This is a genomic window from Mycobacterium sp. (genome assembly GCF_008709575.1).
In the GTDB taxonomy this organism is placed as follows: Bacteria; Actinomycetota; Actinomycetes; order Mycobacteriales; family Mycobacteriaceae; genus Mycobacterium.
The window spans coordinates 1-606 of the sequence record NZ_VYIK01000471.1 but is presented as its reverse complement, the minus strand read 5'-3'; the positions used below and the strand labels follow the sequence as shown (position 1 = coordinate 606).

General features: G+C 65.3%; 1 protein-coding gene. It reads left to right on the top strand.

Going from position 1 to position 606, the window contains the following annotated elements:
* Window positions 1-149: 149 nt before the first annotated feature.
* Window positions 150-606: IS630 family transposase (locus F6Q13_RS19635; protein ID WP_293060057.1), on the top strand; the 457-nt coding region annotated here is incomplete at its 3' end.

The window sequence follows — 606 nt, the reverse complement described above, 5'->3', positions numbered from 1 at the left end:
GGTGAGGGCAGGTAGGGGTGACCCGTCGGCGTTGCCGGTGGCGGCGGGTTGTGGTGAGGTGTTTCTGACTTACTAAGCCGTGCATAAATAAGGTGACACGCCGAAGGTAATGCGTGCATTGTGGGGATGCCTCGTGTTTGCTTATCCCTATGCGGAACAACGACGGTCGCAAGCTTGACCACGCCACGTTGGAGGCGTTGCGGATGCGGGCGGTGGATCGGATAGCTGCCGGCGTGCCGGTAGCCGAAGTCGCAGAAACCCTTGGTCTGCATCGTGGTTCGGTGCATCGGTGGGTGGCGCGCCACGTGCGGGGCGGGAAGGAGGCGTTGAAGGCCAAGCCGGTGCCCGGCCGGCCACCCACACTGACCGACCAGCAGCTGGCCCGGCTGGGCAAGATCGTGGCGTCCAAGGATCCGCGGCAGTTGCAGTTCGACTTCGGGCTGTGGACCCGCGACATGGTCGCCGCCGTCGTCAAACGTGAGTTCGGCGTAGAGCTGCACCCGACGACCATCGGCCGGATCCTGCGCAAACTCGGGTTCACCCCGCAGCGTCCGCTGCGGCGGGCCTTGCAGCAAGACCCCGAGGCCGTGCGCATCTGGAAGACTC